The organism is Arthrobacter pityocampae (assembly GCF_002927275.1).
Lineage (GTDB): Bacteria > Actinomycetota > Actinomycetes > Actinomycetales > Micrococcaceae > Arthrobacter_D > Arthrobacter_D pityocampae.
On record NZ_PRKW01000002.1, the window covers coordinates 490,960 to 516,644 of the forward strand.

The following is a 25,685-nucleotide window of genomic DNA, read 5'->3' on the forward strand; positions in this document are numbered from 1 at the left end:
ACCGCCGTTCCAGCGTCGACGCTACCGCACGGCCGGACGCGGACCGAGGACATCGGAGCCGATCCTGAGGTGTGTCGCCCCGGCAGCCACAGCCTCCTCGAGGTCCCCGCTCATCCCCGCCGAGACGGCGGCCGCGGCGGGGTCGACGGCGCGGACCTCGGCCGAGATGCGCAGGAGCCGCTCGAACGCGGCGGCCGGGTCCGCACCCCGGGGTGCCACGGCCATGACACCTGCGAGCTGCAGGCCCTCCGCCGCGACGCAGGCCTCGGCCAGCCGGACGGCGTCGTCGGGATGGGCGCCTCCCCTGCCGGCCGACGCGCCCGCCGGGTCGGCTCCGGCGTCGAGGGTGAACTGGAGGAAGCAGTGCAGGGCCCCCCGCGGACCCGTACCCGCCGCGGACCGTCGCTCCTGCTCCACCCCGACCGCCCTGCCCAGGGCCGTGACGAGCGGGAGTCGGTCCACGGAATGCACGCTGTGCGCGTAGCGGACCACCGATTTGGCCTTGTTGGTCTGCAGCTGGCCGATGAAGTGCCAGGCGAGCGGGAGGTCCTGGAGCTCGGCCGCCTTCGCCGCGGCCTCCTGGTCCCGGTTCTCGCCGACGTCGGTGACGCCGAGTCCCGCGAGGATCCGCACGTCGGAGGCCGGGAAGTACTTGGTGACGACGATCAGGCGCGGTGCGGCGCGCCCGGTCGGGGCGGCGGCGGACGCGATGCGCTCCCGGACGGCCCGCAGGCGTTCCCCGAGCTCGCGGGCCCGGTCAGTACCCAACCGGTCAGTACCCGGCTGGTCAGTACCCGGCCGGTCCGGGCTCACGCCCGCCACACGAGGCCCGCGATGCGCCCCGCCCCCGGGTCCCGCCGGTGGGAATACAGCTCAGGATTCTCGACGGTGCAGCCGGTGCCGTGTCCCGCCGGGCTATCGACCCTGACGCCGACCCGGGCGAGCTGCACGGCGACCGCGGCCGGCAGGTCGAGCGCCGGCGTCCCCCGGGGCGTCCGCGACGCGGCCTGGGGAAGCATCTCCGCCATGGCCTGCATCATGTCCTCGGGCACCTCGTAGCAGGATCCGCACACGGACGGACCGATCCACGCCGCGACGTCGCGCGCGCCGTGGCTGCGGATCATCCTGACGGTGTGCCCGACGATGCCGTTGCCGACGCCCGCGCGCCCGGCGTGCACCACGGCCGTGGCGCCCGTGCCGCCGTCCGCGACCGGGGCGTCCGCCAGGACGATCGGCACACAGTCGGCGACGAGCACGGCGAGCGGTGCACTCCCGTCCGGTGACACCATGGCGTCGGCGTCGGGCGCGCCCTGCGGGGCCCGGTCGACGACGGCCACGCGGTCCGAGTGCGTCTGGCTCATGAAGTGCAGGGCGTCCTCGGGCACACCCATCGCGGACTCCAGCCGGCGGCGGTTGCCGCGGACGGTGTCGGGATCATCGCCCACGTGGAGGGCGAGGTTGCCCGCACCGACCGCCGTGAACGCGACCCTGAGGCCCGGACGGACCTCTGCGTCCCAGTGGAACGCAGAGGTCCGCGCGGGCAGGCCGGCCGTGTCCACCGACTACTTGAGGAAGTCGGGCACGTCGAGGTCGTCGGAGCGACCGGTCGACAGGTCGGGCTCGACGATCGCGGGCAGGTCGACGTCGAAGCCCGAGTCGGCCGGCACGGCCTGGACGTTCTGGGAACGCTGCTGCGACCAGGCACCGAGGCCGGCGGTCGCGGCCACACGCTGCTGCTGGTCTCCGCCGACGCGGGGTGCGACGGCGGGCCGGGCGGCCGGTGCTGCAGCCGCGACCGGCTGGGACGTGGCGTCCACCTGGTCGAAGCCGGCCGCGATTACCGTGACCCGCGCCTCGTCGCCGAGGGCGTCGTCGATGACGGCACCGAAGATGATGTTCGCTTCGGGGTGCGCCACCTCCTGGACGAGGCGCGCAGCCTCGTTGATCTCGAAGAGGCCGAGGTCGGAGCCGCCCTGGATGGACAGCAGGACGCCGTGGGCGCCGTCGATGGAGGCCTCGAGCAGCGGCGACGCGATCGCGAGTTCGGCGGCCTTGACGGCGCGATCCTCGCCGCGTGCGGAACCGATGCCCATGAGCGCGGAGCCTGCGCCCTGCATGACGGACTTCACATCGGCGAAGTCCAGGTTGATCAGGCCCGGCGTGGTGATGAGGTCGGTGATGCCCTGGACGCCCGAGAGCAGGACCTGGTCCGCGGAGCGGAACGCGTCGAGCATCGAGACGTTGCGGTCGCTGATGGACAGCAGGCGGTCGTTCGGGATGACGATGAGCGTGTCGACCTCTTCGCGGAGCGTGTCGATGCCGCTCTCCGCCTGGTTCGACCGGCGGCGTCCCTCGAACGTGAACGGACGCGTGACCACGCCGATCGTGAGGGCGCCGAGCGACCGCGCGATGCGGGCGACGACGGGCGCGCCACCGGTACCGGTGCCGCCACCCTCGCCGGCGGTGACGAAGACCATGTCGGCCCCGCGCAGGACCTCCTCGATCTCCTCGGAGTGGTCCTCGGCGGCACGGCGGCCCACCTCGGGATCCGCGCCGGCACCGAGGCCGCGCGTCAGCTCGCGCCCGACGTCGAGCTTGACGTCGGCGTCGCTCATGAGGAGCGCCTGGGCGTCCGTGTTGATGGCAATGAACTCCACGCCCCGGAGTCCGACCTCGATCATCCGGTTGACGGCATTGACGCCACCGCCGCCGATGCCGACGACCTTGATGACGGCCAAGTAATTCTGAGGTGCTGCCACGTCCTGTGTCCCTTGTTCGAAATCTGTGTGCTGTACGGGGGTCCGCCGGGAATCCGGCGTCGACCGTCACCCGAAATAACGTTAACGTTCAGGTTGAGGGTTAACGTTATGTCAAGTAACTTCTATGTTCGACGCTAAGTGCATACGCTTCCCGTTGCAAAGACCGGACGCCGCGTGTCGGCGTGTCGGCCTCCGATCCCCCGTGTCGCGGGGCCTGCGGGGTCATCGTGTGACCGGCCGGTCCGGCGTGCTGACGTCGAACACCTTGACGGGCGGGTCCGCCTTCGGCATCGTCAGCATCGCCTCGAGGACCCTCGCCTTCTCCGCGCTGCGTTCTGCACTGCCCCAGAAGATCTTCTGCTCCCCCGACAGGGAGAGCTGGATGGAATCGACGCTCGACGCCGACGCGCTGTTCAGGCGCGACAGGATGCCGACCGGCAGTTCGACCAGGACGGCGGTGATCGAGGAGAACACCTCGGAGTCGACCGCGTCCGCGCCACCGTCGATGAGGGGCAGCTTCGCGTCGCCGCGTTCGGCGACGCGCGTGAGCTGCCGGCCCCCGGCGTCCACGAGGACGAACTCCCCGCCGTTCCGCAGGACGGCGACGGGCACGCGTTCCTTCAGGGTGACCACGAGCGTCGACGGCGGCTCCGCCGCGATCCGGACGTCCTCGATGGGCGCCTGGTCGGCCAGCAGGCCGGCGACCTGCTCCCGGGAGATCCGCGTGAGCGGGATCCCCGTCAGGGGCGCGAGGGCCGCCTCGACGTCCTCCGTGGCGACGAGCGCGTTCCCCTGCACGGAGACCGTGCGCAGGGCCAGGGCCGGCGAGAAGAGCACGTACGCCACGAGTCCTCCGAGGACGAGCAGCACGGCGACGACGGCGACGAGGGTGTTCCTCAGCCGGTGCGAGCGGCGCGGGACGGGGAAATCGAGGACCGTCCCGGCGCCGCGCTCCTGCCGGTCCGGAAGCGTGGCGGTACTGCCGCGGGTGCGGCTGCCGGCGGCGGTGGTCTTCTGCGCCGGGTCGCGGGTGCCCTTCGCGGCCGCCGTGCCGGGCGCCCGCGGCGCGGGCGGCTTCCGCGGCGTCATCCGCCGGTCCCCGCCGGTCCGGCGCCCCGCTCCGCGAGCAGTCCCACGAGCCGGGTGCCGTACTGCGTGACGTCCCCCGCGCCGATCGTGAGGACGACGTCGCCGGGCTGTGCGCTGCCGACCACGACGTGCAGTGCCTCGTCCGGGTCCGCGACGTACGCGCCGCCGGGCCCCCGCATGAGGTCGGTGATCGTCCAGCCTCCCACGTCGTCGACGGGGTCCTCCCGTGCCGCGTAGACCGGCAGGACGACGGCGGTGTCGGCGAGGGAGAGCGCGTCGGCGAAGCCTGCGGCGAACTCGCGCGTGCGGGAGAAGAGGTGCGGCTGGAACAGGACGTGCACGCGGTGCTCCCCCGCAACCGTGCGGGCCGCGGTCAGCGCCGCCTGCACCTCGGTGGGGTGGTGGGCGTAGTCGTCGAAGACCCGCACGCCGTCGCCCTCGCCCCGCGCCTCGAACCGGCGCGCGGCGCCCGAGAAGAGGGACAGGCCCGTCGCGGCGACGGCCGGGTCGACGCCGAGTTCCAGGGCCACCGCGAAGGCCGCCGTGGCGTTCAGGATGTTGTACCGCCCCGGCACGCTCAGCTGCAGTTCCTGCTCGGCGTCCAGTCCGTCGACGGCGAAGGACAGGACGCTGTTCGTGGTGCTCCCGACCGACCGCGTGGCGCTGATCCGGAGGTCGGCCGTCTCGGCGTAGCCGTAGGTCCGGACCCGGCGGGTCCCGGGGATGGCGGCCGCCAGCGCGGCGGCCCCCGGATCGTCGGCGCAGGCGATCAGCAGGCCGTCCTCGGGCAGCCGGTCGGCGAAGCGCCGGAACGCGGCATGCACAGCGTCGGCGGTGCCGTAGTGGTCGAGGTGGTCCGCCTCGGCGTTCGTCACCACGCTGATGCGCGGCGCGTAGTTCAGGAAGGAGCCGTCCGACTCGTCGGCCTCCGCGACGAAGACGTCCCCGCCGGTCCACTCCGCGTTGACACCGAGGGCGGCCACGTCTCCCCCGATCGCGAACGACGGGTCGAGCCCGGCCTCCCGCAGCAGGACCGTGATCATGGCCGTCGTCGTCGTCTTGCCGTGGGTACCCGCGACGGCGACAGCGAGCCGGCCGCTCATCGCCGCGGCCAGTGCCTCCGACCGGTGGAGGACGGGCATGCCCCGGCGGCGCGCCTCGGCGAGTTCCGGGTTGCTCTCGCGGATCGCGGAGGAGACGACGACGGTCCCGGCCTCGGGGACCGCGTCCGCCCTGTGGCCCACGTGCACGTCGGCGCCGAGGGCGGCGAGGGCGCGCAGGCCCCGGGACTCCGCGGCGTCGGACCCGGACACGCGCAGGCCGCGGCCGAGGAGCACGCGGGCGACGGCGGACATGCCCGCTCCGCCCAGGCCGATGAAGTGGACGGGTTCCGCCAGGACGGCGTCCGCCGTCGGGCTGCTGTTCGGAGTGATGCCGGTGCCTTCCGTCGTGCCGTGTGCGGGCGTCGTCCTGTCCGGGATGGTGTCCGCGGTCCTGTCCGGTGGGGTGCTCATCGGCGGGCCTCCGCGACGGTCAGGACGAGCTCCGCCATGCGCCGGTCCGCGTCCCGGACGCCCTGCGCGTAGGACGCCGCCGCCATGGCGGTGAGCCGCGGGGCGTCGGTGACCAGCGGCAGGACGTTCCGTCGGATCCAGTCGGCGGTGAAATCGGCGTCGTCGACGACGATCCCGCCGCCGCAGTCCACGAGCCCGGCCGCGTTGAGCCGCTGCTCGCCGTTGCCGTGGGGCAGCGGGACCAGCACGGCGGGCAGTCCCACGGCGCCGATCTCGCTCACGGTGGCGGCCCCTGCGCGGGCCACGAGGAGGTCGGCCGCCGCGTACACGCGCTCCATCCCGTCCACGTACTCGACCTGGTGGTACCCGTGTACTGCGAGCGGTGCCCCGTCGTCGCCGGCCACCTGCTTGCCGCGGCCGGTGATGTGCAGGATCTGGATGCCGGCTGCGGTGAGTTCGGGTACCGCGGCGGCCACGGCGCGGTTGAGGCTGGCCGCGCCGGAGGACCCGCCCGTGACGATCAGCGTGGGCCGCTCCGGGTCGAGTCCGAGGGAGGTGCGGGCGTCGACGCGTCCGCCGGCGCGATCGAGGTCGGCGATGCTGCGGCGCATGGGCATGCCCACCAGGACGGCGTCGGCGAGCCCGGTGCCGTCGAACGCGACGGCGACGCGTGCGGCGATCCGCGCGCCCACCCGGTTGGCGATCCCGGGCCGGGCGTTCGCCTCGTGGATCACGACGGGGATGCGGCGGGTCCACGCGGCGAGGTACACGGGCGTCGAGACGTACCCGCCGACCCCGACGACGACGTCGGCCCCGGCGTCCGCCACGATGGCCCGCGCCTGCCGGACGGCCCGGAGGAGGCGCGTGGGGAGCTTGAGGAGGTCCGTCGAGGGACGGCGCGGCATGGGCACCCGGTCGATGGTCCGCAGTTCGAGGCCGGCGGCGGGGACGAGGCGTGTCTCCATGCCCGCCTCGGTGCCGACCGCCGTGATGCGCGTGTCCGGACGTTCGTCGGTGATGGCGCCCGCGATGGCGAGGAGCGGGCTGATGTGGCCGGCCGTGCCGCCGCCGGCGAGGACGACGGACATCGGGCGGTCGGGGGTCGAGGGGTGGGTCATGGGAGGACGGAACCTTTTCCGGAGGTCAGGGGGCGGAGCGGTCCGACGCCGCGACGGCGGAGTGCGGGGTCTTCCGCGCGAAGGAGAGCAGGACGCCGACGGCGGCGAGTGTGAAGGTCAGCGCGGACCCGCCGTAGGAGATGAAGGGCAGCGGCACGCCGATGACGGGCAGCAGGCCCGTCACCATGCCGACGTTGACGAACGCCTGACCGATGAGCCAGACGAGGATGGAGCCCATGAGGATCCGCACGAACGGGTCGGTGTAGCGCATCGCCACGCGGATGGTCGCCACGGCGAGGATGCCGAACAGGAGGACGACGACGAGAGTGCCGATCAGGCCGAACTCCTCGCCGATGATGGCGAAGATGAAGTCGTTGTGGGCCTCGGGGATCCAGTTCCACTTCTGCCGGCTCTGGCCGATCCCCACCCCGAACCAGCCGCCGGAGGCCATGGCGAACAGCCCGTTGTCGGACTGCATGCACAGGTCCGTGCCGTCATCGCAGTTGAGCCGGAGCCAGGCTGAGATGCGCCCGCCGCGGTTCGAGCTCGTGGCGACCATCAGGAGCGACCCGACGGCGGCCACGGCCCCCACGAGGGTGAACATCTTGAGCGGCGCGCCGGCGAAGAAGAGGGCCGCGGCGGCGATCATCATGAGGACGAGCCCGGTGCCGAGGTCCCCGCCGATCAGGACGAGGCCGATGGGCAGGCCGCCCAGCGGCAGCGCGGGGATCAGGGCGTGCTTCCAGTCGCGGATCAGGGCTTTCTTGCGCTCGAGGACGGCTGCGAACCAGAGGGCCAGTGCGAGCTTCGCCGGTTCGGAGGGCTGGAGCGTCTGCGAGCCGATCCGGATCCAGTTCCTGTTGCCGTTGATCTCGACGCCGATCACCAGCACGAGGACGAGCAGCACGACCGCGATTCCGAGGCTGGGCCAGGCGAGAGCCTTGTAGGCGCGGGGGCCGAGCCTGGACAGCACCACCATCAGGACCAGACCGGCACAGGCCCACACGGCCTGCTTGACGGCGAGGTCGAACTCGTCCTTGCCCTCCGAGATCGCCTCGACGGAGGAGGCCGAGAGCACCATCATGAGCCCGATCGCGGTGAGCGCGAGGGCGGCACCGAGGATCAGGTAGTAGCTGGAGCCGGACGGCGAGTGGTCCGAGCCCTCGAGGAGCTGCCAGCCGCGCCGCGCCCGGGCGCGCAGGCCCCGGGCGGGTTTCCGCGCGGGTGCGCCGGCGGTCGCCGTGGCTCCACCGCGGACCGTCCGCCCCGTCCCTGCCGGACGGGCGGACGGAGGTGTTCCGCCGGAGGGGATGATCCGGCCCGCCCCCGGGGCCCGGGTGGACCGGACGGAGGGCTTGCGTCCTCCAGGACGGGTTGGCGTGGTCATTACGACTCCTTCGCGGTGATGCCCTCTCCGCCGCGGGCCTGGACGGCGGCCATGAAGGCCGCCCCCCGGTGCGCGTAGGAGGTGAACTGGTCCATCGACGCGGCGGCGGGCGCCATGAGTACCGTGTCGCCGTCCTGGGCGAGTCGCGCTGCTTCCGCGACGACCCACTGCATCAGGGCGTCCCCTGCGACCGGGTCGGGTGACCCGCCGGTGTCGCGCCCCGGTCCAGTGTGGTGGCTCGGCGGGAGGAAGACCGGGACATCGGGGGCGTGTCGGGCCAGCGCCCCCTGGAGGGGCGCGGGGTCCTCGCCGAGCAGGACGACGGCGCGGAGCCGGCCGGCGTGGTCCCGCACGAGGTCCTCGTAGGAGACGCCCTTGGACAGGCCGCCGGCGATCCAGACGACGGAGGAGAAGGAGGCGAGCGACGCGGAGGCGGCGTGCGGGTTCGTGGCCTTCGAGTCGTTGATCCAGAGGACGCCGCCCTCGTTCGCGACGACCTGGATGCGGTGGTCGCCCGGCTGGTAGGCGCGGATGCCGTCGCGCACCGCTGCGGCGGGGACGCCGGCGGCGCGGACGAGTCCGGCGGCGGCCAGTGCGTTGGCGACGAGGTGGCGGGGCACCACCTCCCCGAGCTCGCCGATGGAGGCGAGTTCGGCGGCGGAGTCCTTGCGCTGCTCGATGAAGGCGCGATCCACGAGGAGGTCCTCGACGACGCCCATCATGCTGATCGAGGGCATGCCGGTGGTGAAGCCCACGGCGCGGCAGCCCTCCTGGACCTCGGCGTTCTCGACCATGGTCTCGGTCTCGCGCTGTTCCACGTTGTAGATGCAGGCGATCCTCGTCCGCTCGTAGACGGACGCCTTGGCCGCCAGATACGCCTCGTAGCTGCCGTGCCAGTCCACGTGGTCCTCGGCGATGTTCAGGCACACGCTGGCCAGCGGCTCGATCGAGTGCGCCCAGTGGAGCTGGAAGCTGGAGAGTTCGACGGCGAGGACGTCGTAGCCCTGCGGGTCGCGGATGACGTCGAGGATCGGCGTGCCGACGTTGCCGGCGGCGACCGCGCGCCTGCCGGCCGCGATCAGCATGGACTCGGTGAGGCCCACCGTGGTCGTCTTGCCGTTCGTGCCGGTGATGGTCAGCCAGTCCGCGGTGGGGCGGCCCTCGCGGATCCGGACGCGCCACGCCAGCTCGACGTCGCCCCAGATGGGGATCCCGGCGGCGGCAGCCTCGGCGAGCAGCGGCTGGGTGGGCGGCCAGCCGGGCGAGGTGACGACGAGGTCGGGCTGCGCGCCGTCGACCAGGGGCAGGGAGGACGCGTGGCCTGCGCCGAGCAGGACCTCGCGGGCACCGACGATCCGCAGGGTGTCGGCCTTCGCCGCGTTCCCTGGGGTCTCGCCGGCGTCGACGACGACGACGACGGCGCCGAGTTCGATGAGGGTGTCCGCCGCGGAGAAGCCGGAGGCCCCGAGGCCGGCGACGACGACCCTGAGCCCGGCCCAGTCGGCGTCCCACGACGTGAGGCCCGCGAGACGCGGGGTCTCCCAGGTGTTGGGGGAGGTACCGCCGTCCGATCCGCTCATCCGACGACCCACTCCGCGTAGAAGATGCCGAGCCCTGCGGCCACGAAGAGGCCCGCCAGGATCCAGAACCGGACCACCACGGTGACCTCCTGCCAGCCCTTGAGCTCGAAGTGGTGCTGGAGCGGCGCCATCTTGAAGACGCGCTTGCCGCCCGAGAGCTTGAAGTAGCCGACCTGGATGATGACGGACAGCGTGATCATGACGAACAGTCCGGCGAGGATGACCAGGAGCAGCTCGGTGCGGGAGAGGATCGCGAAGCCGGCGATCGCCCCGCCGATGGCGAGGGACCCGGTGTCCCCCATGAAGATCCTCGCGGGGGAGGTGTTCCACCACAGGAAGCCGACGAGCGCGCCGCACATGGCACCGGCAATGAGGGCGAGGTCCAGGGGGTCACGGACCTCGTAGCAGACGCTCCCGGCGCCCGGCGAGCCGCAGCTCTGGTTGCTCTGCCAGATGCCGATCAGCATGTAGGCACCGAAGACGAGGATCGCCGCCCCCGCGGCGAGCCCGTCCAGGCCGTCCGCGAGGTTCACACCGTTGCTGGCTCCGGTGATGATGAGGAGGGACCAGATGACGAAGAGGATCGCGCCGATGACCGGCCCCGCGAACGCGAGGTCGATGGGGGTGTCGCGGATGAACGAGATCGCGGTGGAGGCCGGGGTGCGGCCCTCCTCGTTGGGGAACATCAGGGCCAGGATCCCGAAGGCGACGCCGACGCCGGTCTGGCCGGCGATCTTCGCCGGGGCGGACAGACCGAGGCTGCGCTGCTTGGAGATCTTGATGTAGTCGTCGGCGAACCCGACGAGGCCCATGCCGCCGGCGAGGAAGAGCAGCAGCAGCCCGGACGCGCTGGGGCCGGAGACGGGAGCCCCGACGGCCATCATCAGCAGGTGCGTGAGGAAATAGGCCAGGAGCACGGATCCGACGATGACGGCGCCGCCCATGGTCGGGGTGCCGCGCTTGGTGTGGTGCGCGGTCGGCCCGTCGTCGCGGATGAACTGCCCGTAGCTCTTCCGCACGAGGAGCCTGATGAACAGGGGCGTTCCGACGAAGGCGAAGATCAGGGCGGCGGCCGAGCCGATGAGGATTGCTATCACGGCTGGGTGGCCTTTCCGGAAGCGTCAGATCCACTGGCGGCTTCGACGAGTGCTGCGGGTCGGTTCGGGGCGTGGTCCGGGCCGGGGTCCTGGCTGGGCTGCGGGTCGGGACCCTCGGCGATCCGGTCGCCGAGGAATCGGAGGCCCGCACCGTTCGAGGACTTGAACAGGACGATGTCGCCCGGTTCGAGTTCCGCGGCGAGCAACTGCTCGGCTGCCGCGGCGTCGTCGACGTGCACGGCTTCGCTGCCCCAGGAGCCCTCGAGGACGGCGCCGTTGAAGAGCGCACGGGTGTTGGGTCCCACGCAGACGAGCTTCGAGATGTTCAGCCGGACGACCACGCGCCCGAGGAGGTCGTGTTCCTCGATGGTGCTCTCGCCCAGTTCCAGCATCTCCCCCAGGACCGCCCAGGTCCGCCGGCGTCCGCGGCCGAGTTCGGCGAGTGTCCTCAGGGCCGCACGCATGGACTCGGGGTTCGCGTTGTAGGCGTCATTGATGACGGTCACGCCGTCGGCGCGGTCGGTGCGCTCCATGCGCCAGCGGCTCGCGGCGGCCAGCGTGCGGAGGCCCTCGGCGATCCGCTCGGGGGCGCAGCCGAGCTCGTAGGCGACGTTCGCGGCGGCCAGCAGGTTCGTGGTGTGGTGCAGTCCGAGGAGCGGGGACACGACCTCGTGCTCGCCGCCGTCCGGGAAGGTGAGGGTGAACGAGGGATTGCCCTCGGGCGTCGTCGTGCTGTTCCTCGCCCGGACCACGGCGCCGTCCGCCGCGAAGTCGTCGGAGGAGGTGAAGAACGCGGTGCGCGCGGCGGTCCGGGACCGCATCGCGAGGACGCGCTCGTCGTCGGCGTTGAGAACGGCCGTGCCCGTCGCGGCGAGGGCCTCGACGAGCTCTCCCTTCGCCCGGGCGATGTTCTCGACGCCGCCGAACTCGCCGGCGTGGGCCGAGCCGACACCGAGGACGACGCCGACGTCCGGTTGGACGAGCGAGGCGAGGTAGGCGATGTGCCCGGGCTTCGTGGCCCCCATCTCGATGACGAGGTACCGCGTCTCCCAGGTCGCCTGGAAGACCGTCAACGGCACGCCGACCTCGCCGTTGTAGGACCCCCGGGGTGCGACGGTGGGGCCCAGGCCGGCGAGGAGGCCCGCCAGGAGATCCTTGGTGGTGGTCTTCCCGGCGGAACCGGTGATGCCGATGACGGTGACGTCACCGGCGGCCCGGAGCCGGCGGACGGTCTCCGCGGCGAGCTCGCCCATCGCGAGGACCGCATCGGGGACGACGACGGAGGGGTACGGGGCGCCGTCCGGTCCGGCGACCTCCCGCTCGGCCAGCGCGAGGACAGCGCCGCCGCCGAAGGCCGATCCGAGGTGGAGGTGGCCGTCGGACTGCTCGCCGGGCTTCGCGACGAACAGCGACCCCGGGACGCACTCGCGTGAATCGGTGGCTGCGGAGGTGACGATGATGGCGGGACCGGCGGGATCGGCCCCGACCAGTCGTCCGCCCGTGAGTGCCGCGATCTCGGCTGCGCTGAATTCAATCATGACGGTTCAGGACTCTATCCCGGGGCGGGAAAGGACAGAGAATCCATGCCTTGTCAACGCGGACCGCAGTTCCTCCCGATCGTCGAGCGACAGGTTGACGCCCTTGACCTCCTGCCACACCTCGTGGCCGCGGCCGGCGACGAGAACGGTGTCGGACGGGCGGGCCAGGGCTACGGCGCGCTCGATCGCCTCCGCCCGCGGGAACACCTCGAGCACCTCGCAGGCGAGGCCCTCCTCGCGGATCGCCGCGTCGGCGCCGGCCCGGACGGCCCGGCGGATGACCGCCTCGTCCTCGTCGTGCGGGTCGTCGTCGGTGACGATGAGGATGTCGGACAGGCGGGCTCCGACGGCCCCCATGACGGGCCGCTTGGACTCGTCGCGCTGCCCGGTGGCGCCGAACACGGCGATGACCCGGCCGCCGGGCCGCCGGACCGAGGCGAGGGTCCGTCGGAGCGCGTCCGGGTTGTGCGCGAAGTCGACGATCGCGGCGGGTTCCTCGCCGATCAGCTGCATGCGCCCCGGCACCTCCGTGGTGAACGGGTCGTGGTCGTCGAGGGCGTGCTGGAGCTCCCCGACGGCCACGCCGGACGCGAGGACCATCACCGTGGCGAGGGCGGCATTGGAGACGTTGAAGGTCCCGGGCAGGCCGGTGCGGACCTGCAGCCGCTCCCCCGCGCGACCCTCCAGGGTGAACGCGTGTCCCAGTCCGCTGGGCCGGACGGCGGTCACCGTCCAGTCGGCCGCAGGCTGGGCGCCGGCGTCGGGCTCGGTCCGCAGCGAGAGGACGGGCACGTCCGCGGTTGCGGCGAGGCGGCGCCCCCAGTCGTCGTCGACCAGGACGACGGCCCGCCGGCAGCGGTCCGCCGTGAAGAGCGTCGCCTTCACGGCGAAGTAGTCCTCCATGGTGCCGTGCAGGTCGAGGTGGTCCTGGGTGAGGTTGGTGAACCCGGCGACGTCGAACCGGACGCCGTCGACCCGCCCGTACTCGAGGGCGTGGGAGGAGACCTCCATGGACGCGGCGTCGAGGCCGCGTTCCCGCATGAGGGCGAGCAGCGAGTGGACCTGCGGGGATTCGGGGGTGGTGAGCGCGCTCGGGATGGCGTCCGCGCCGGCGCGGATCTCGATCGTCCCGATGAGCCCCGTGGTCCGGTCCAGCGCGGCCAGGAGCGCGGTGAGGAAGTAGGTGGACGTCGTCTTGCCGTTGGTCCCGGTGATCCCGAAGAGCGTCGGGGCGGCGCCGGGGCCCTCCGGCTGGCTGTCGAAGATGACGCCCGCGAGCGGTCCGGCGGCGCGGCGGGGGTCGGGGACGACGACGACGGGAGGCATGGCGGCGTCGGCCGCCGCGGCGGCACGCGCGACGATCGCGGCGCCGGCCTCGTCCGTGAGGATGGCCACGGCGCCCGCGCGCACCGCCTGTCCGGCGAAGTCCGCGCCGTGGCGGGTGGCTCCGGGGACGGCCGCGTAGACGTCGCCCGGGAGCACCGAGCGCGAGTCCAGCGTGAGGCCGGTGACCACGGGCAGGTACGGCGTTCCGGCGGAGCCGGCCAGCGGCCCGATGGCGGCCAGGGCCGCGGACAGGGCGACGGGGTGTGGCTTCCGCGGTCGCATCGGGGAGGCGTCGCCTCCCCGCGAGGTGTTCGATTGCACGGTGCTCCGGCCTCCGGGTCAGTACTTGACCGGGTAGATGTCCGGCTTCATCGTGGACGCCGGCACGTTGTTGGAATTGAGGACCTGCTGCATCACCTTCTGGAACGAGAGTCCCGGGATGAGGTAGTAGAGGTCGCCCTGCGGCCGCTGGAGCGTGACGACGACCACGTATTCGGGGTCTTCGATCGGCGCGATCCCGGCATAGGACAGGGTGTATCCATCGTAGCCGCCCGAGGAACCGGGGGCCTCGGCGGTACCGGTCTTCGACCCCACGCGGTACTGCTCGAGCTCCCCGGACTTGCCGGAGCCCTCCTCCGTCACCGTCTCGAGCATCTTCCGCACCTTCGCGGCCGTCTCCGGGGACACCACCTTCGTGCCCTCCGCCGCGGGGACCTCGTGCTCGGTGCCGTCCGGGTCGATGTACGCGTCGATCAACCGCGGCGGCAGGCGCACGCCGTCGTTGGCGATCGTCTGGTACACCATGGCGGTGTGCAGCGCCGTCTGGGTGAGGCCCTGGCCGAACAGCACGGTGTACTGCTGACGGTCGTCCCACTTGTCGGGGGTGGTCAGCAGGCCCTGGTTCTCCTCGTTGAGGCCGGTCCCGAGCGGCTCACCGATGCCGAACTTCTTCAGCCAGTCGTACCGCTCCTGCCGGGTCAGTTTCTGGCCCACCTGCACGGTCCCGGTGTTCATCGACTTCGCGAGGATGCCCGCCGCGGTGCGCTTCTCGGTCTCGTGCTCGAAGGCGTCCTTGAACGTCTGGCCGTCGACCGTGTAGCGGTTCTCGAGGGTGAACCGCGAGGTCGGCTCGATGAGTCCCTGCTCGATCGCGCCGGCCATCGTGATGACCTTGGTCGTGGAGCCCGGTTCGAAGGACGCGCTGACGGAGTTGGGGCGGCGCTCATCCGCCGGCGTCGCCGTCGGGTCGTTGGGGTCGGGCGTCGTCGACTCGGCCATGGCACGGATGGCACCGGTGTCCGTCTCGACGACGACGATGTTGCCCCAGTCCGCCTTGTAGTCCTTCACCTGGGAGGCAATGGTCTGCTGCGCGAACCACTGGAGGTCCTGGTCGATCGTGAGCCGGACGTCCCTGCCGTCGACCGCCGGGACGTCCTCGTTGGTGGCGTACGGGATGCGGATGCCGTCCCCGCCGATCTCGAAGGTCCGCTGACCTGCTGTGCCCGTCAGCTGGTCATTGAGTGAGTACTCGAGACCCTCCTGCGGGTCGCCGTTCTCGGACACGAAACCGATGATCGACCCGCCGACGGCGCCCGCGGGATAGGTGCGCACACTGGTCTGGTCCGCGTAGACGCCGGGGATCTTCACGGCGAGGGCCCGGTTCTTGACCTCGGGGGTCACCGATTTGAGGATGTAGTTGAAGTTCTTGTCGCCGAGGACGGCACCCCGCAGCGTCTCCCCGTCGACGCCGATGACGGCGGAGAGCTCCGAGAGCCCCTGGTCCATGGGGATGACCTCCCACTCGTCCAGCTCCTCGTTGAAGCGACGGAACTCCTCGACGGCGCTCAGCCGCTGGTCGACCACGAGGTCGTAGCGCTCGACGCTCCGCGCGAAGTACTTGCCGTTCATGTCGACGATGGAACCCCGGACGGGCTGCACGGCGGTGGTCGTGAGGCGCTTGGACAGGCCGGCCTGGGCCATCCCGTTGAGATCGAGGGCCTGCAGCTGGAAGAGGCGCACGCCGAGGACCATCAGGAGGACGAGGACGAACGCGAGGCCCACGCGCAGCCGCCGGGAGCCCAGGGCCAGACGCAGGGTGTCGGGGCTGCCGGGGCGTGCAGGGGTCACGGGGAATCCTTGTCGATCAGTGCGTCTGGGGCGGGGTGCTGGAGCCGTTCCGTTACTGGCCGGAGCCAACCTGCTCGGGCCCGGGGATCGTCCCCGCCCCCGCGTCCTCCGGTTCCCCGGCGGACGCGGAGCCGGCCGGGTTCGAGCCGAGGTCGGGCGCCGCGATGAGGACCTCGGGCTCGGGGCCCTCCGTCGCCGCTTCCGGCGTGCCGGTCACCGTCTTCGAATCGAGCTCGATGGTCCCGAAGCTCGGGGAGGGCACCATGCCGAGTTTCGTCGCCGCCGCGGCGAGGTTCTGCGGCGCCTCCTTCGCTTCGATCGCGAGCACGAGCGCCTCGTTCTCCTGGTTCAGGGCGGTCTGCTGGTTCCGGAGCTGCACGAGTTCGTACTGCGTGCCGGACACGGAGATGTTGAGCATGAGGACCGAGGCGAGTGCCGCGGCGAGCACGAGCAGGCTGAAGACCGCGAAGGGCACCTTGCGCCGCGCAGGGCGCGCCGGGACCACGGACAGCGGCGTCCTGGTCCTCGTGGTGCCCGGTGCCTCGCCGGCCGGTCCGGTCGGCCGCCCCGGGGCGAGCGCGAGCGCCCCGTGCCTGGAGAAGGCCGGAGCGTCGTGTCGCTTCTCCACGGTCAGTGCCTGGCTCATATGGTTTTCCTGTCGACGGGTCCGGCTTTGATTCGTTCAACGGCCCGCAGCTTGGCGGATGCCGCGCGCGGGTTCTCCTCGATCTCCGCCGCGGTGGGCGCTTCGGTGCCGCGGGTCAGCGATCGGAGGTAGGGCTTGTGCTCCTCGAGTTCCACCGGGAAGCCGACGGGAGCCGACGACTTCGTTCCCGCGGTGAAGGTGCTCTTCACGATGCGGTCCTCCAGGGAGTGGTAGGACATCGCGACGACGCGCCCGCCGATCCGGAGCGAACCGATGGCCGCCGGGACGGCGCGCTCGAGGACGGTGAGTTCCTCGTTGACCTCGATCCGCAGGGCCTGGAACGTCCGCTTGGCCGGGTGGCCGCCGGTGCGGGCCGCTGCGGCGGGCACGACGCCGCGGATGACGTCGACGAGCTGGGACGTGGTCCGGAACGGCTCGGTCTCCCGCGCCCGCACGATCGCCGACGCGATCCTGCCGGCGAATTTCTCCTCGCCCCAGGTGCGGATGATACGGAGGAGGTCGCTCTCGGGGTAGGTGTTGACCACCTCGGCCGCGGTGATGCCCCGGCTCGTGTCCATGCGCATGTCGAGGGGGGCGTCGTAGGAGTAGGCGAATCCGCGGTCGCGTTCGTCGAGCTGCAGGGAGGAGACGCCGAGGTCGAAGAGGACGCCGTCCACGCCGTCGATGCCCAGGTCCTCGAGGACCTCCGGCAGTTCGTCGTACACGGCGTGGACCAGGTCGGTGCGTGCCGCGAAGGGGGCGAGCCGTTCGCCGGCCAGGGCGAGCGCCTCGGTGTCGCGGTCGATCCCGACGAGGTGTGCCTCGGGGAACCGCTGGAGCATGCTCTCGGAGTGACCGCCCATGCCGAGGGTGGCATCGACGACGACGGCGCGGCGGCCGGCGGCTTCCGCCGCGGCGATGGAGGGTGCGATGAGGGAGACGCAGCGATCGCGGAGGACGGGGACGTGGCGCTCGTCCGTCGGCCGGTCACCGGTCATGCGTCCTCCCCCTCCTGCAGTTGGTTCTCGTCTCGGGTATCACTGCAGGCAGGTGGGGAGGCCGGCCTTCTTGGATCAGACCCCCATCCGGCCGGAGGGCCGTCGCCTGGCTTCGGGGAAGTGAAGCCAGGAGGCGAACCTGATCCGGCGGCTGGAGATCTCATCCAAGGGACGTTCCCACCTGCGCCGTCGTGCTGTGTGCTGGTCCTGCTGTCGATCAGAGGATGCCCGGGAAGGCGTCCTCGTCGGTCTCGGAGAACGCCGTCTCCTTCTCCGTCAGGTAGGAGTCCCAGGCGTCAGCCGCCCAGATCTCCGCGCGGCTGCCCGCCCCGATGACCGCGAGGTCCCGGTCGAGTCCCGCGTAGGTCCTCAGCGCGGGCGGGATGGTGATCCTGCCCTGCTTGTCCGGCACCTCGTCAGAGGCGCCCGACAGGAAGATGCGGTTGTAGTCCCTCGCCTGGCGTGACGAGATGGGAGCCGCGCGCATCTGTTCGTGAACCCTTTCGAACTCACTCATGCTGAAGACGTAGATGCACCGCTCCTGGCCCCTGGTGAGGACCAGTCCCTCGCTCAGCTCCTCGCGGAACTTCGCAGGAAGGATGAGCCTGCCTTTCTCGTCCAGGCGGGGGTGATGAGTTCCGAGGAACATCCCTGACCGCCTGTTCTGAGTCCGCCAAGCCCAGCTTGGTGCCGTGCTGCTCTTATATTCCCCACTTTACTCCACAACCCTCCCCGGTCAACGAACCCGGGGCGCGCCGCGCCGCAATTCCTCCGCGCGTGTCGCGGTGGCGGGGCCGGGTCGCGGCGTGAGGATGCCGCCGAGCCCGGCGGGGAGCGGAGTGGAGGGCTTAAACGACGAAGGACCCGCCGATGCGGGTCCTTCGTCAGGAGGGTCGGGGCGTCCCGGACTGCTAGGTCTGGTCGCGCTTCCGCTCGTCCCACTTGTCCTCGAGGCTGGACATGAAGCCACTCTTGCCACCGGTCGGTGCCTTGGAGGGCTTGCCGAGCGGCTGGCCGGTTGCGACCTGCTTCGACTTCGTCGTGGCGAAGTACACGCCGCCTCCCATGATCAGGAAGCCTGCGACGCCGACGATGATGATCTGCCAGACGATGCCCGCCAGGAGGACGAGGATGCCGGCGATCGTGATGAGTGAACCGATGACCAGTCGCCGGGTCGACATCGACTTGCGACTGTCCGAGGCCATGGAGTGCGCGAACTTGGGATCGTCGGCGTGCAACTGCTGTTCAAGCTGATCAAGCAACCTCTGCTCGTGTTCCGAGAGTGCCATGACCGCCTCCTTGATATGGGTACCAACGTTCCGTCACCCAACCAACGCTCCTGACGCTGCCCCGGTTCCCGATGGGAGGGTCCGGGACCGCAGGTTCCGGGCGGTGGATTTGCGTCACGACCGGCAGTTGGACTACCGGGTTAAAGACTAGTGTGCTACCCATTGCGCGCAAAGTCACAATGCGGTGTTGGGAGCCACCTGTTCCGGATGATAAAGGCCTCCCTCGGCGCTCACGGGCGGGTGCCCCGCTCCCCCTGCGGCCGCGTCCGGCCGAGGAGTCCCGCCGGCAGGACCCGGGCGTCCCCGAACTTCCGGTTCACGTCGTCGAGGGCGCGTTCGGCCAGTCTCCAGTTGTCGTCCTGCCGGTCGATCGTCAGCTGCGTCGACCCGTCACCCCCGGCCTCGAGCGATTCGGCGCGGAGGCCGATGAGCCGCACCGCCATCGGCCTGTCGCCCAGGGCATCGAGCAGGGCCGTCGCCGCGCGGTAGAGCGCGTTGGCGCTGTCCACCGGTTCGTCGAGCTTCTTCGATCGCGTGAGGGTCGAGAAGTCCGCGTAGCGGAGCTTGAGGGCCACTCCCCCGGCACGGTTCCCGGACGCCCGCAGCCTCGTCGCCGTCCGGTGGGCGAGCCTCAGCAGCTCCCGTCGGAGGACGTCGGAATCCTCGACGTCGCGGGGGAAGGTCTCCTCCGCACCGATGCTCTTCTCCGGGCGTGAGACCACGACCCGCCGCGGGTCACGACCCCAGGCGAGGTGGTGCACGTGCTCGCCGGAGGCGCCGAGCAGCCTGCGGAGGGTCGCGACCGGGGTGTGCGCGACGTCCTCCACCGTGCGGATGCCGATGCGCGCCAGGACGTCCTGCGTCTTCGCGCCCACGCCCCAGAGGGCGGAGACCGGAAGGGTGTGGAGGAAGGCGACGGTCTGGTCCCCCGGGATGAGCAGGAGCCCGTCCGGCTTGGCCCTCGTGGAGGCGATCTTCGCGACGAACTTGGTCGTCGCGGCCCCGACGCTCGCCGTGATACCCAGCGTCGAGTGGATCTCCGCGCGGACCTGCTCGCCGATCTCCCGCGGGCTACCCAGCCGCCGGAGCGCACCCGCGACATCGAGGAAGGCCTCGTCCACGCTCAACTGCTCGACCTCCGGCGTGACCGATCGGAAGATCGCCATCACCTGCCGGGAGACCTCCGCGTACCGGCCGTGGTGCGGCGGGAGGATGACCGCGGTGGGGCACTGCCGCATGGCGACCGCCATCGGCATCGCGGACCGCACACCGAACCGGCGGGCCTCGTAGGAGGCGGACAGGACCACGGACCGCCCGGACGGGGAGCCGACGACCACCGGCACGCCGCGCAGGTGCGGATGCTCGAGCAGTTCCACCGAGACGTAGAAGGCGTCCATGTCGATGTGCAGGATGTGGCACTCCGCATGGTCGACGGGTTCCCGCTCTGCGTCCTTTGGCACGCCTTCATCGTACGCAGCGGCACCGACACCGCGGGGACTGCCGACCCAGCCGGGAGAACCGCCCGGGCCGCCGGTTAGAGTGGGAAGACCACCCGAAGACGACCCGCACGGGAGATTCATGCTGTCCGCACCCGCCACCCCCGACCCGGGCGGCCCCGCTCCCGACGCCATCACCGTGGAGCAGGAACGGTTCCGGTCCTCCCTCACCCGGACCATCGAGGACTTCCTCGCGGAGCAGCGCTCCGTCCTGGCGTCCATCTCCGACGAGGCACTCCCCCTCATCTCGAGCATCGCCACCCTCACCAGCGGAGGGAAGAGGATGCGGGCGCTGCTGTGCTACTGGGGCTGGCGGGCGGCGGGCGGCTCGCCGGAGGCGTCCGCCCCGGTGACCGCGGGCACGGCCCTCGAGTTCTTCCAGGCCGCGGCGCTCATCCACGACGACATCATCGACCGGTCCGACACCCGGCGCGGGCGCCCGAGCGTCCACCGCCAGTTCACGGCCCGGCACACCGATGCGGGATGGCACCTCGACGCTGAGCGGTTCGGGGTCTCCTCCGCCATCCTGGCGGGCGACCTCTGCCTCGCCTTCAGCGAGGAGCTCTTCACGGCGTCCTGCTCCGGCGCCCCGGGGAACGCCGGGCCGGCCGCGCGCACCATCTTCAACCGCATGCGCACGGAGGTGATGGCGGGCCAGTACCTGGACCTGCTGGAGGAGGCCGTCGGACCGGACCAGACCCCGGCCGAGGCCGAGAAGCGTGCCCTGAACATCCTGCGCTTCAAGTCGGCGAAGTACTCGATGGAGCGGCCGCTCATGCTCGGCGGAGCGCTCGCCGGCGCGGACGACGCGCTGCTCGCCGCCTACTCGGCGTTCTCGCTCCCGCTGGGTGAGGCGTTCCAGCTGCGCGACGACGTCCTGGGGGTCTTCGGCGACCCGTCGGTGACGGGCAAGCCCGCAGGGGACGACCTGCGCGAAGGGAAGCGGACCTTCCTCATCGCCCGCGCGCTCGCCTCCAGCAGCAGGACCGGGCGGGCACGGATCAACGCGATGCTCGGCGACACGTCCCTCGACGCAGACTCCGTGGACGCACTGCGGGCGCTCATCGTGGACAGCGGAGCGCTCACGCACACGGAGCAGCTCATCGGACAGAAATCGGAGGAAGCGTTCGCGGCGCTCGACGAACTCGCGGTGGACCCCGTCTCGCTGCGGGCCCTCCGCCTGCTCGCGGAGGCAGCGGTCACCCGCACCGCCTGAGGCACTGCGTCCTATCCGCCCCGGACCTCGTCCCGGGCGGGAACGGCCCTCCTACCAGGCGGCCGCCTGCGCGCGTCGGCGGATCTCCGTCTTGCGGCCCTCCCGCAGGGCGTCGATCGGACGGCCGGGCAGCGACTCGTCCTCGGCGTACAGCCATCGGATGATGTCCTCGTCGCCGTAGCCGCTGTCCGCCAGGACCACCACGGTCCCCTTGAGGCTGTCGAGGACGCCTCCGTCCATGAGGAAGTCCGCCGGCACGCTGCGGATGTTCCGCTCTCCGATCCGCACACTCACAAGGGCCCGTTCGCTGATGAGCGAGTGCACGCGGGTGATGGGCAGATCGAGCGCCTCGGCGACTTCCGGGAGATTGAGCCAGGCCGGGACGAGCTGTTCGAGTTCAGTCACCGTCCAAGGGTGCCATGCTCCCGCCGGCAACTCCACTCGAAGCCGCTTATGCAGGGAGTCCTCAAGACGCGGCGGGCGGGCCACCTGGATCTTGACGATTCCCTGCCTTTTTCCGCCCTTGTGCCGTGCAACACATCGTGTAGATTCACTTGAGCCACAAAAGTCACAGCATCAACATGTGCATCAGGAGCACCACCAGCACAGCATGGTCGCCGGACAGGAAGAGCTTCCCGGGGACGTGCGTCCGCGCGGGTCCACCGCCAACAGACGAGGAACGAAACATGACTGCCCAGCGATCGAACGCACCGCTGACCGGCGCCCGCATGAAGACCGACGGCGCCAGCCGACGCGGTCTGAATGTCGCCGTCACCACCGCTGCCCTGCCCGCAGTGCTTCTCTCCTCCGTCGCTCTCGCACCGCCCGCGGCGGCGTCCCCCACCGCGTCGGCCCCGGTCACCCGCCACCTCGCACCTGCGCCGGCCCTCCACTCCTCGCGGACCGTCGTCCCCGCAGCCCTCGTCGCCGCGCAGATCCCCGCGCAGAAGATCGCCGTCGTCACCCGGACGGTGCCGGGCGACTACACCGTCAAGTCCGGCGACACCATCGGGGCGATCGCCAAGCGGTTCGGACTGTCCACGGACGCCGTCCTGACGCGCAACGGCATGACCGCGCGTACCGTCATCTACCCCGGCCAGAAGATCAAGCTGACCGGAGGCTCCGCCCCGACGGCGAAGTCCGTCGCTGCGGCACCCGCTGCCCCGGCCGGCGGGTCGACCTACGTCGTCAAGCCGGGCGACACCCTGGGCGCGATCGCCTCCCGCAACGGTGTGAGCCTGCAGAGCGTCCTCACGGCCAACAGGCTGTCGATGACCTCGATCATCTACCCCGGCCAGAAGCTCAGCCTCGGCGGCAAGGCACCCGCGCCGGCACCCGCCCCCACGAAGCCGGCACCCGCTCCGACGAAGCCGGCGCCCGCGCCGGCAGGAGGCACCTACGTGGTGAAGTCCGGCGACACGCTCGGGGCCATCGCCTCCCGCAACGGCGTCGGCCTGGATTCCCTGCTGGCCGCCAACGGTCTCTCGAGGTCCTCGATCATCTACCCCGGCCAGAAGCTGAAGCTCACCGGGTCCGTCACGCCGCAGGCGACGCCCCCGAAGGCTCCCGCGCCGGCCCCCACGCCCGCCGCCGGGTCCTACACCGTGAAGGCCGGCGACACGCTGGGAGCCATCGCTTCCCGCAATGGAGTGGGTCTGTCGACCCTGCTGACCGCCAACCGGATGAGCATGAGCACGGTCATCTACCCCGGGCAGAAGCTCACCATCCCGGCCAGGGGCGCCGCGCCCGCACCGGCACCGGCGCCCGCTCCGACGGACCTCGTACCCTCGTCCTTCCTCGGCTACACCTACCCGGACCGGGTGGTCGCGGATGCGAATGCGAACAAGGCGCTGCTCAACGCGCTCCCCGCGCCGTCGCAGGCCGAGATGAGGAAGATCGTGGCCGACACCGCGCGCTCCATGGGCGTCGATCCGAGCCTCGCGATGGCGTTCGCCTACCAGGAATCGGGCTTCAACCAGCGTGCGGTCTCGCCGGCGAACGCCATCGGCACCATGCAGGTCATCCCCTCCTCCGGCCAGTGGGCGAGCGACCTCGTGGGACGCAAGCTCAACCTCCTGGACCCCTACGACAACGCCACGGCCGGCGTCGCGATCATCCGCTCGCTCCTGCGCACCAGCCCCTCCCTGGATATCGCCATCGCGTCCTACTACCAGGGCCAGTACTCGGTGCAGACACGCGGCATGTTCGCGGACACCAAGCAGTACGTCGCCTCGATCAAGGCGCACCAGAAGAACTTCCGGTAGGTCCGGGGCCAGGCCCGGCGCCGGCGAAGGGGGTGGGACCGCGTGTGGTCCCACCCCCTTCGCACTGCTCCCGTTTAGTATCGAAGGGTGCACCAGCAACGGAAGGACCCCCTCGAGGGAGCAACTGTCGACGGGCGCTACGTCGTCCACTCGCGGTTGGCCCGCGGGGGCATGTCCACCGTCTACCTCGCGACCGACCGCCGGCTGGACCGGCGCGTGGCGCTGAAGGTCCTGTACCCGCACCTCGCCGAGGAGCCGGGCTTCATCGATCGCTTCGAGCAGGAGGCGAAATCCGCGGCCCGGCTCTCCCACCCGCACGTCGTCGGCGTCCTCGACCAGGGCGTGGACGACCTCGACGGGCAGGACGTCGCCTACCTCGTCATGGAGTTCGTCCAGGGCCGGACCCTGCGCGACCTCCTGCGCGACCGCGGCAGGCTCACGCCCCGCCATGCGCTCGACCTGCTGGACGCCGTGGTCGAGGGGCTTGCCGCTGCCCATGACGCCGGACTGATCCACCGCGATGTGAAGCCCGAGAACGTCCTCCTGTCCGACACGGGGCAGGTGAAGATCGCCGACTTCGGGCTCGCCCGCGCGGTGTCCGCGAGCACGGGCACCGCCACCCTGGTGGGCACCGTCGCGTACCTCTCCCCCGAGCTCGTCCTCGGCCGGCCGGCCGAGGCGCAGAGTGACATCTACTCGACGGGCGTTCTGCTCTTCGAGCTCCTCACCGGGCGGCAGCCCTTCACGGGCGAGACTCCCATCCAGGTGGCCATCCAGCACGCGCAGGCGGACGTGCCCGCGCCCTCCGAGTTCCTGCCCGGCCTCGCCGCGGACATCGACGAGCTCGTGCAGTGGTGCACCTCCCGGGACCCCGAGGACCGCCCGGTGGACGGGTCCGCGCTCCTCGGCGAGCTCCGGCACATCCGTGCGACGCTCACCGACGACGAACTCGACTTCGCCCCCGAGGACGCACCCGTCGTCGTCCCGGGGCAGGACCACCTCACCGCTGCCGTCGTCCCCCGGCTGACGGGCGACGACGCCCCGACCGTGACGGTGTCCCGACCAGCAGGTCCCGGTGACGCCGCGGGGAGCCGGACGGAGGTCCTGCCGGGTGCGGCGCACGAGGACCACCACACCACCGTCATCAGCACGGACCGCAACGCGACCCGCGTGATCGGGGCGATGCCCGCCGTCCCGCCGGCGTCTGCTCCGCCGCTGCCCGCCGGGGACAGGGAACGGTCCGGCAGCACGGCCCGTCCCCTCTCGAAGCGGCAGCAGGCACGCCAGGCACAGCGCCCGCAGAAGACACTGCGCGGGCGGGCCGGGCGACGGTCCCTGCGCCTGCTCGCGGCGCTGCTGATCCTCCTCGCGGGCCTGGTCGCCGCGCTGGGCTGGGTGTTCGGGGCAGGGCCGGCAGGCGTGGTCACCCTGCCCGACGTCGCGAACGTGCCGCTCGGTGAGGCGCGCGCCGTCCTCGAGGACCAGGGACTCGTCTCCGTGTCCACCGAGGAGGCCTTCGACGAGGAGGTCCTCGCCGGCATGGTGATCGGGACCGACCCGGGAGCGAACACCGAGATCCGGCGCTTCGAACGCGTGGACCTCCTCGTCTCCCGCGGGCCGGAGCTCTTCGCCGTCCCGGATCTCGGCGGCCTGGCGCAGGCCGAGGCCGCCGCGGAGCTGGAGGCTGCCGGACTCGCCGTCGGCGCGCAGGACGAGGAGTACAGCGAGAGCGTGCCGGCCGGGGCGGTCCTCCGACAGGACCCGGAGCCGGGCGCCGAGCGCCGTCGCGGATCCGCGGTGGATCTCGTGGTGTCCCTCGGGCCTGCGCCGATCGCCGTCCCCGGCGTCGTCGGGCTCCCCGAGCAGGACGCCGCGGCTGCGCTCGAGGGCGCGGGTCTGGTGCCGGTGGTGGGCGGGACCCGCGAGTACAGCCGGACGGTACCGGCCGGGGCCGTCGTCGCGCAGAGCCCGTCCGGCACCTCGGTCCCGCGGGGCACAGAGATCGTCCTGACGCTCTCCCGCGGCCCCCGCCTGGTGCAGGTGCCCAGCGTCTTCTCCCTCTCGGAGGAGCGTGCCGTGGGCGTCCTCGAAGCGGCGGGCTTCGAGGTGCAGGTCGACTACACCTTCGGCAGCGCGGTCCTCGGACTCGTCGCGGGGCAGAGCCCGTCGGGCGAGCAGCCCGAGGGCACCCTCATCCGCATCACGGTCACCTAGGGCAGGGGCTGCCGGACACGGCGAAGG

At 71.6% G+C, this 25,685-nt stretch carries 21 protein-coding genes; 3 read left to right on the forward strand and 18 right to left on the reverse strand.

The window, feature by feature from the left end; genetic code table 11:
* Positions 1-21 precede the first annotated feature (21 nt).
* From C4K88_RS06150 to dinB, 17 genes are all read right to left on the reverse strand, one after another.
* On the reverse strand, positions 22-768 hold the full coding sequence (locus C4K88_RS06150) for a YggS family pyridoxal phosphate enzyme (RefSeq protein WP_104120725.1): 747 nt from the start codon (positions 766-768) through the stop codon (positions 22-24).
* A 41-nt stretch (positions 769-809) separates the two neighbouring features.
* Entirely contained in the window at positions 810-1,559 is a 750-nt protein-coding gene (locus C4K88_RS06155; protein ID WP_241521731.1) for a purine nucleoside phosphorylase YfiH/LACC1 family protein, read from the reverse strand.
* A 3-nt stretch (positions 1,560-1,562) separates the two neighbouring features.
* Positions 1,563-2,759: a cell division protein FtsZ gene (gene ftsZ / locus C4K88_RS06160; protein WP_104120726.1), complete on the reverse strand. Its 1,197-nt coding sequence runs from the start codon at positions 2,757-2,759 to the stop codon at positions 1,563-1,565.
* Positions 2,760-2,981: 222 nt separating this feature from the next.
* Positions 2,982-3,848 (reverse strand): cell division protein FtsQ/DivIB, encoded by an 867-nt coding sequence (locus C4K88_RS06165; protein WP_104120727.1) that lies wholly within the window; start codon positions 3,846-3,848, stop codon positions 2,982-2,984.
* Entirely contained in the window at positions 3,845-5,362 is a 1,518-nt protein-coding gene (murC, locus tag C4K88_RS06170) for a UDP-N-acetylmuramate--L-alanine ligase (protein WP_104120728.1), read from the reverse strand. Before murC ends, C4K88_RS06165 begins: the two co-directional genes overlap by 4 nt.
* Positions 5,359-6,480, reverse strand: a complete 1,122-nt coding sequence (murG, locus tag C4K88_RS06175; RefSeq protein ID WP_104120729.1) for an undecaprenyldiphospho-muramoylpentapeptide beta-N-acetylglucosaminyltransferase — start codon at positions 6,478-6,480, stop codon at positions 5,359-5,361. The genes murC and murG overlap by 4 nt, the downstream gene beginning before the upstream one ends.
* A 25-nt stretch (positions 6,481-6,505) precedes the next feature.
* Entirely contained in the window at positions 6,506-7,867 is a 1,362-nt protein-coding gene (gene ftsW, locus C4K88_RS06180) for a putative lipid II flippase FtsW (protein WP_104120730.1), read from the reverse strand.
* Positions 7,867-9,447, reverse strand: a complete 1,581-nt coding sequence (murD, locus tag C4K88_RS06185; RefSeq protein ID WP_104120731.1) for a UDP-N-acetylmuramoyl-L-alanine--D-glutamate ligase — start codon at positions 9,445-9,447, stop codon at positions 7,867-7,869. Before murD ends, ftsW begins: the two co-directional genes overlap by 1 nt.
* A complete protein-coding gene (mraY, locus tag C4K88_RS06190) occupies positions 9,444-10,544 on the reverse strand; it encodes a phospho-N-acetylmuramoyl-pentapeptide-transferase (RefSeq protein ID WP_104120732.1) in 1,101 nt (366 codons plus the stop codon). The genes murD and mraY overlap by 4 nt, the downstream gene beginning before the upstream one ends.
* Positions 10,541-12,082, reverse strand: a complete 1,542-nt coding sequence (locus C4K88_RS06195; protein WP_104120733.1) for a UDP-N-acetylmuramoyl-tripeptide--D-alanyl-D-alanine ligase — start codon at positions 12,080-12,082, stop codon at positions 10,541-10,543. Before C4K88_RS06195 ends, mraY begins: the two co-directional genes overlap by 4 nt.
* A 6-nt stretch (positions 12,083-12,088) precedes the next feature.
* Entirely contained in the window at positions 12,089-13,690 is a 1,602-nt protein-coding gene (locus tag C4K88_RS06200; RefSeq protein ID WP_174705216.1) for a UDP-N-acetylmuramoyl-L-alanyl-D-glutamate--2,6-diaminopimelate ligase, read from the reverse strand.
* A 57-nt stretch (positions 13,691-13,747) separates the two neighbouring features.
* On the reverse strand, positions 13,748-15,535 hold the full coding sequence (locus C4K88_RS06205; RefSeq protein ID WP_306418606.1) for a peptidoglycan D,D-transpeptidase FtsI family protein: 1,788 nt from the start codon (positions 15,533-15,535) through the stop codon (positions 13,748-13,750).
* A gap of 52 nt (positions 15,536-15,587) precedes the next feature.
* The gene (gene ftsL, locus C4K88_RS06210; protein WP_104120735.1) at positions 15,588-16,181 is read right to left on the reverse strand and encodes a cell division protein FtsL; all 594 of its coding nucleotides are present in this window, start codon (positions 16,179-16,181) and stop codon (positions 15,588-15,590) included.
* Positions 16,178-17,179 (reverse strand): 16S rRNA (cytosine(1402)-N(4))-methyltransferase RsmH, encoded by a 1,002-nt coding sequence (gene rsmH / locus C4K88_RS06215; RefSeq protein WP_104120736.1) that lies wholly within the window; start codon positions 17,177-17,179, stop codon positions 16,178-16,180. The genes ftsL and rsmH overlap by 4 nt, the downstream gene beginning before the upstream one ends.
* A gap of 217 nt (positions 17,180-17,396) precedes the next feature.
* Entirely contained in the window at positions 17,397-17,828 is a 432-nt protein-coding gene (gene mraZ, locus C4K88_RS06220; RefSeq protein ID WP_104120737.1) for a division/cell wall cluster transcriptional repressor MraZ, read from the reverse strand.
* A 262-nt stretch (positions 17,829-18,090) separates the two neighbouring features.
* The gene (locus C4K88_RS06225) at positions 18,091-18,468 is read right to left on the reverse strand and encodes an SCO2097 family morphological protein (RefSeq protein WP_104120738.1); all 378 of its coding nucleotides are present in this window, start codon (positions 18,466-18,468) and stop codon (positions 18,091-18,093) included.
* Between the two features lie 230 nt (positions 18,469-18,698).
* Positions 18,699-19,928 carry a DNA polymerase IV gene (gene dinB, locus C4K88_RS06230; RefSeq protein ID WP_277621637.1) on the reverse strand — a complete coding sequence of 410 codons (1,230 nt, stop codon included), beginning with the start codon at positions 19,926-19,928 and terminating at the stop codon, positions 18,699-18,701.
* A 118-nt stretch (positions 19,929-20,046) separates the two neighbouring features.
* Between dinB and C4K88_RS06235 the strand changes: the two genes are divergently transcribed.
* The gene (locus C4K88_RS06235; protein ID WP_104120740.1) at positions 20,047-21,180 is read left to right on the forward strand and encodes a polyprenyl synthetase family protein; all 1,134 of its coding nucleotides are present in this window, start codon (positions 20,047-20,049) and stop codon (positions 21,178-21,180) included.
* A 51-nt stretch (positions 21,181-21,231) separates the two neighbouring features.
* Here the strand turns inward: C4K88_RS06235 and C4K88_RS06240 are convergent, their stop codons facing one another.
* On the reverse strand, positions 21,232-21,585 hold the full coding sequence (locus tag C4K88_RS06240; RefSeq protein ID WP_104120741.1) for an Rv2175c family DNA-binding protein: 354 nt from the start codon (positions 21,583-21,585) through the stop codon (positions 21,232-21,234).
* 281 nt (positions 21,586-21,866) lie between these two features.
* On the opposite strand from C4K88_RS06240, the gene C4K88_RS06245 reads away from it, so the two are divergent.
* Positions 21,867-23,444 (forward strand): lytic transglycosylase domain-containing protein, encoded by a 1,578-nt coding sequence (locus tag C4K88_RS06245; protein ID WP_241521732.1) that lies wholly within the window; start codon positions 21,867-21,869, stop codon positions 23,442-23,444.
* An 87-nt stretch (positions 23,445-23,531) separates the two neighbouring features.
* Entirely contained in the window at positions 23,532-25,658 is a 2,127-nt protein-coding gene (pknB, locus tag C4K88_RS06250) for a Stk1 family PASTA domain-containing Ser/Thr kinase (protein WP_104120743.1), read from the forward strand.
* Positions 25,659-25,685 lie beyond the last annotated feature (27 nt).

Coding starts and splice junctions, on each gene's coding strand:
- ftsL (WP_104120735.1), bottom strand. CDS start 16,181: ATGAGCCAGGCACTGACCGTGGAGAAGCGACACGACGCTCCGGCCTTC.
- C4K88_RS06225 (WP_104120738.1), bottom strand. CDS start 18,468: ATGGCACTCTCGGAACACGAGCAGAGGTTGCTTGATCAGCTTGAACAG.
- mraZ (WP_104120737.1), bottom strand. CDS start 17,828: ATGTTCCTCGGAACTCATCACCCCCGCCTGGACGAGAAAGGCAGGCTC.
- C4K88_RS06165 (WP_104120727.1), bottom strand. CDS start 3,848: ATGACGCCGCGGAAGCCGCCCGCGCCGCGGGCGCCCGGCACGGCGGCC.
- C4K88_RS06245 (WP_241521732.1), top strand. CDS start 21,867: ATGACTGCCCAGCGATCGAACGCACCGCTGACCGGCGCCCGCATGAAG.
- murD (WP_104120731.1), bottom strand. CDS start 9,447: ATGAGCGGATCGGACGGCGGTACCTCCCCCAACACCTGGGAGACCCCG.
- C4K88_RS06200 (WP_174705216.1), bottom strand. CDS start 13,690: ATGCGACCGCGGAAGCCACACCCCGTCGCCCTGTCCGCGGCCCTGGCC.
- rsmH (WP_104120736.1), bottom strand. CDS start 17,179: ATGACCGGTGACCGGCCGACGGACGAGCGCCACGTCCCCGTCCTCCGC.
- murG (WP_104120729.1), bottom strand. CDS start 6,480: ATGACCCACCCCTCGACCCCCGACCGCCCGATGTCCGTCGTCCTCGCC.
- C4K88_RS06195 (WP_104120733.1), bottom strand. CDS start 12,082: ATGATTGAATTCAGCGCAGCCGAGATCGCGGCACTCACGGGCGGACGA.
- C4K88_RS06235 (WP_104120740.1), top strand. CDS start 20,047: ATGCTGTCCGCACCCGCCACCCCCGACCCGGGCGGCCCCGCTCCCGAC.
- ftsW (WP_104120730.1), bottom strand. CDS start 7,867: ATGACCACGCCAACCCGTCCTGGAGGACGCAAGCCCTCCGTCCGGTCC.
- murC (WP_104120728.1), bottom strand. CDS start 5,362: ATGAGCACCCCACCGGACAGGACCGCGGACACCATCCCGGACAGGACG.